Source organism: Atlantibacter hermannii, from assembly GCF_009907385.1.
Classification (GTDB): Bacteria; Pseudomonadota; Gammaproteobacteria; order Enterobacterales; family Enterobacteriaceae; genus Atlantibacter; species Atlantibacter hermannii_A.
The window spans coordinates 1-5,153 of the sequence record NZ_JAAATR010000055.1; the positions used below are offsets into that span (position 1 = coordinate 1).

General features: G+C 44.2%; 7 protein-coding genes. 3 read left to right on the top strand and 4 right to left on the bottom strand.

Features of this window, described 5'->3' with window-relative positions:
* Positions 1-361, top strand: a 361-nt coding sequence (locus GV764_RS14760; protein ID WP_233629172.1) for a hypothetical protein, incomplete at its 5' end; no start/stop codon positions are given.
* A 50-nt stretch (positions 362-411) separates the two neighbouring features.
* Here the strand turns inward: GV764_RS14760 and GV764_RS14765 are convergent.
* The 4 genes from GV764_RS14765 to GV764_RS14780 form a co-directional block, all read right to left on the bottom strand.
* The gene (locus tag GV764_RS14765) at positions 412-819 is read right to left on the bottom strand and encodes a hypothetical protein (RefSeq protein ID WP_001371904.1); all 408 of its coding nucleotides are present in this window, start codon (positions 817-819) and stop codon (positions 412-414) included.
* Positions 820-1,276: 457 nt separating this feature from the next.
* Positions 1,277-1,948, bottom strand: a complete 672-nt coding sequence (locus GV764_RS14770; protein ID WP_000285959.1) for a S1 family peptidase — start codon at positions 1,946-1,948, stop codon at positions 1,277-1,279.
* 44 nt (positions 1,949-1,992) lie between these two features.
* Positions 1,993-2,298, bottom strand: a complete 306-nt coding sequence (locus GV764_RS14775; RefSeq protein ID WP_001100610.1) for a hypothetical protein — start codon at positions 2,296-2,298, stop codon at positions 1,993-1,995.
* Between the two features lie 22 nt (positions 2,299-2,320).
* Positions 2,321-2,638, bottom strand: a complete 318-nt coding sequence (locus GV764_RS14780; protein WP_000785965.1) for a hypothetical protein — start codon at positions 2,636-2,638, stop codon at positions 2,321-2,323.
* A 221-nt stretch (positions 2,639-2,859) separates the two neighbouring features.
* Here GV764_RS14780 and GV764_RS14785 point away from each other — a divergent pair, with 221 nt between their 5' ends.
* The gene (locus tag GV764_RS14785) at positions 2,860-4,206 is read left to right on the top strand and encodes an ISNCY-like element ISLad2 family transposase (RefSeq protein WP_076611902.1); all 1,347 of its coding nucleotides are present in this window, start codon (positions 2,860-2,862) and stop codon (positions 4,204-4,206) included.
* 58 nt (positions 4,207-4,264) lie between these two features.
* A complete protein-coding gene (locus GV764_RS14790; protein WP_000589340.1) occupies positions 4,265-5,068 on the top strand; it encodes a hypothetical protein in 804 nt (267 codons plus the stop codon).
* Positions 5,069-5,153: the final 85 nt, after the last annotated feature.

Consider the following 5,153-nt stretch of genomic DNA (forward strand, 5'->3'; position numbering starts at 1 on the left):
AATGACCTGCTTATTCGCACCTTCCCTAGATGCCTGTGTATCCATGCTCGGAAAGATACTAAAAAAAATGTCTAACAAAAACGGTATCTCACAAACGGAAGAATCTGAATTCGCATTTCTTTTAACAAACTATATTAAACAGACTTTGACTTTTAGAGAATGGCAACGCAATGCTGACGGAAATCAACGACTGCACTTTCTTATTAATATCTACGGTGCAAAAGAAGACGGTGGCGAAGTGGTTTTAAGACCATTTATTGTAAATCCTGATGAATTAATGCTTACTCCAGCGGATGTCGTTGAATTTAATTCGCAGGTTATCAACGTTGATCGGCAGCGTCATCCTGAGTGGTTCCGTTAACTGGTCACAAGGGTTAAGAGCCTGAAAGGCTGCGATAGTGTATACGCAGCCTATTCTGTATAGCCGTCGCGTAATAATTGTTCTAAATGACTATCGACCGTTTCCTGATCACCAGGAATATATCGTGGCCATCCTGTTATATCGTTGACGCGTTTCACTATGTATGGATGAAACCCAAACTGCTCGGAAGTGATGTCAATATAATATTGCACTTCTTCGAAGTTCAATTCACACCAATAATGGCCAAAGCCACCACTCTCTGTAAATATACCGCCATCATCTGCACCGTTACCCCCACGAACAACAGCATCTAGACCTTTAGTTTTTGCTAAATAACATACAAGATAGCTTGCAAAAAGGCATGTGCCTTTCGTCTTCTTTGTGCCGCACTCCGTCAAAACTGAAAGTAGCTTTTCATGCGCCACTCGTGCAATGCCTGATACCAATTCCGGGGACATGTCTGCTCCAATGAAATTATTAGATCGACTTAAACAGGTAATATGTAATTAGGCATTACGATAAGTCGTGCCCTATTGGTTGGTACATCGTAAGAAAAGTAACTTTTCTAATCCCAGCCTGCACTCCGGGAATGCTTCTAACCTGAATAAATCACGGGGGCAGTGCTGGATACTTGTCAACTGTATTTGGATTCACAGGCTAACTATTTTTATACAGTTTAAGTGAATAAAACTTACTTAAAGCAGCGAACCACGCCGAAAGTGTAATGAGGAATACCGCCAATTCATCAGAACCATTTTTGATAGCACTGAGTAGAGCGATTAGTCCAAGGAACACCGAAAGAAAGACTAGTATTGCGGGTAAAAGTTTATACATGATAGACGTTCCTTTTAAAGGTTCAGATAGGTAGACCAACGCAGATAACGTCGGAATTGCCTGTTGTAAGATTACGCTCATTTAATTATTTTTATAACCTATGAATCCGCGTATAATTTCATTTGTAGTAATCTTCGTAATATATATCTGATAGACATTGATCTTTTTAATGTCTTGTTGACTCACAACACCATATAAGCAACTCTTAGATTGGTTTAACACAGCGCTTCCACTAACTCCATTTTGATAAAAAGCAGTCAAACCATCAGAACCAACTATTCCTTTATAATAGTAGGTTGAGTCGGGGGAAGCATACGTATTTGAAAGCGTATTATACATTCCCGATAGAACCCAAACAGACTCACCTGGAGCTAGAACATTATCACATACTGGAAGCTTCCAATTAGGTGGGGCTTTGACAATAGTATTTTTTTCTACTTTTAAAAGAGCGAGGTCCCGGTTCTTAGGATCATCAATATTGATAACTGTTGCTGGTTGGCTCCCATTCCTTGTTATTATACTTAGACTATAATCCTTGCTTGCATCAAGCCATAAATGTGAAGCTGTAAGAATATGTTGTTCATCGATCCAAGTACCTGAGCCGGAGATTGTCTTATTTCCAGACTTGATTTGAATTTTTACAGCTGAGTCCGAAAGCTCAAAATCATTGTGGTGCATACTTTGTTTATGAGGATTATCGGTGGAACAAGCAGAAATCAGTAAGGCTGAAAGAGCTAAAACCTTTCTATACATAGTCAGTTTCCTTCGAATAAGGCGAGTTTGGTTTCTAGAATATTTTATCCAGCGAGGAATTCTTCTAACGTGCTATCTTGGTACTGGGGATATATCTGCTTCATCATGCCAAAAGCAGCAACCGCTACGCTTTCTAAGTCGGAATAGAATTTAGGCTCCGTATTAAGATCATCACCATTCTTCAGAACGCCCTCGAAGCAGCTATAATCATTTCCGAACTCTTGAACAATAATCCAGCGCCCATCACGGAAACCTACGAGCATAACCGCTGAATTAGGATAGTCGCCAGCAGGCGTTAGCCAATCAAAGTGATAGTGCTTTATCGTATCATATTTCAGATGTACATTCATTATTCCTCCGTTGGCGATTACATTATTTGAGTTTTTTCATGGACTCTAAAGAAGCGAGGTAGGAATTATAGCGATCACCAAATTTTTCTTTCGCACGCTTAACGCGCATTTTCTCCGCGAGCTCAGTCTTGTTTTCTGCCTGGTAGGTCCTATTATTTTGCGTCTTTACTTCGGCCCCTGGGCCTGCTGCGTACGTTTTGTTTTTCTCGCTAATACACGCTCGGCATTTACTCTTGAGGCCAAACTTGCCCTTGAGCTCTTTTCCAAACTGTTCAAAGGGTTTAACTTGCTGACATGATTTGCATTTTTTAAAGCCCGGGGGGAGGTAGGTGTCAGCCATGAGCTGCTCCAGTAGGTATTGATTATAGGTGATTTTAACTTAAAGACGACGTCACTTTCAAATAAATCGACTACTTAACGCTGATCTTACATAATCCTGATTATGCGCACTTAAGTTGTTAGAACCATTTAGTAATGTCACTTTTTATCCAGATAGAAACGTCACCTTAGAGTAAGCTAAACTGAATGCAATTCTAAGGGGCTCAACGCATGTTGGTGACCATGTCAGATAAAGAGATCCACCGCCTACCGGTGATACAGGCAGTTTGTGAAAAGCGTCTACGCCGTCGTGATGCAGCATCACAGCTTGGCATTTCAGAACGTCAGGCGCAACGACTTATCAATCGTTACCGAGTTTCTGGTGCTGAAGGACTTGTCAGCCGCAAACGCGGCCAGCCCAGCAACCGCCGGTTGACCGAATCTCTCAAACTACGAGTACTCACGCTGATACGTGAAAACTACAGTGACTTTGGGCCCACACTGGCCGCAGAAAAACTCAGAGAGCGCCATAATATCCGGCTTTCAATCGAGACCGTCCGCAACTGGATGACGTCTGACGGACTCTGGGTCCCGCATGCTCGCCGTAAGTCACGGGTTTATCAACCCCGACATCGGCGTGATTGTCTGGGTGAACTTATCCAGATCGACGGCTCCCACCATGACTGGTTTGAAGGCCGTGCGCCAAAATGCTGCCTGCTGGTCTTTATCGATGATGCCACCGGGCGTCTGATGCATTTGCGGTTCAGCGAGTCAGAAACAGCCTTTGACTACATGCTGGCAACCCGGGAATACATCGAGCAGCATGGGAAGCCGGTATCGCTGTACAGTGACAAACACGCAATATTTCGCGTCAGTGGTCCGGAGAAACGCAATACCACCGTTACCCAGTTCGGACGTGTGCTTTATGACCTGGCAATCGAGCTTATTTGTGCCAACAGCTCTGAAGCTAAAGGCCGCGTGGAACGTGCGAATCAGACACTTCAGGATCGGCTGATCAAAGAAATGCGTCTGGAAGGTATAACCGGCATTGAGGCCGCAAATGCCTGGCTTGCCACTTTCATCGCTGACTTTAACAGCCGGTTTTCACGACCGGCTAAGTTCCCCAAAGATTTGCATCGTCCGGTGCAGGAAAGCCCCGATGAATTAAGAGACATCTTTGCCTGGCATGATGTTCGTACCGTGTCGAAATCACTGACCTTCCAGTACGATAAGATCCTTTATCTCATGGACACCACAGAAGAAAATAGCCGTCTTGCCGGTGAAAAAATTAAAGTACTGGATTATCCCGATGGCACCCTCGCCTTCCTCTATGGGCACCGGAGCCTTAAGTGCCAGGCATTTGATAAGCTGGCCTGTGTCGACCAGGGGCAGATTGTTGATAACAAACGTCTCGGGACTGTACTCCGACTGGCTCAGGTAAAACAGGATGAGCGGGAAAGCGAAGGCAAACGGGAACGAAGCAAAAAATCGCCCAGCCGTAAGGCTCAGGTGCGCATCCAGGAACAGCTCCGGGCTATCAATCCCGTTCTGGCAGACCCGAGCTTGTTTGTGGCAAGTTCAAAGCGATAGAATCGACCATCAGTGCTGCAAAGTACCGGAACAGTGAGTCCCCAAAAGGATACTTGAGATGATTAAATTCCCGACTACAAAGCGCGTTGATTTGTATAAAACTGCTGTCAGCTCTGAGCAATTACATCTAGATCTGGTTGCGGCTCAGGAGTTCATGTTCGATGCCTGGGAAAATGATGACCTGGAAGTTGTGCTGAAACTCATCAGAAAAGCTATCAAGAAATCCCCGCTCTGTGCTGACGCATACTCATTCTACTGCGAGATATCTCAAGAACCTCCTGAGTCAAAAATCGGGAAGCTGGAGACTGCTTTGTACGCAGCCAGCATTGCACTTGGCGAGGATTTTCAGGAGTTCGCAGGACGTTTCTGGGGATTTGTCGAAACACGTCCATATATGAGAGCAAAAGCAGCTTTGGCTGAGGCCTTATGGGAGTCTGGTAATTTTTATCCGGCTATGGCTCATAGCCGCGAAATGCTGAAGCTCAACCCGAACGATAACCAGGGGATTCGTCATTTATTAGCGAACTATTACCTTGAGCTTGAAATGGTGGATGATCTGGCCTTGCTACTGGACGATTATCCTGGGGATATGCGTTCGTTTTTTCAGTATACACGCGCCCTACTCGCCTACCGACAGTCATCCCCGGATGCCGATGATATCGCTAAAGCTGCGATTGATTCTAATAGACACATCCCCGGCTTGTTATCGAAGTGCAGATTACAGATCAAGTCTAACAGTGGATATATCACGTTAGGTGGAATGGATGAAGCCATTTATTATGTGAATCATAATATAAAGCCTTGGATTCGCACCTCTGGCGCAATTGATTGGATTGTAAATAATTCATTAAGTAAAATATAAGGATTTAGTTTTAATGTTTAATCTAATTATGGGCGGAGAACCTGACTATTTTGAACATTGGCCCATGTATGAACGGGTTAGTGGG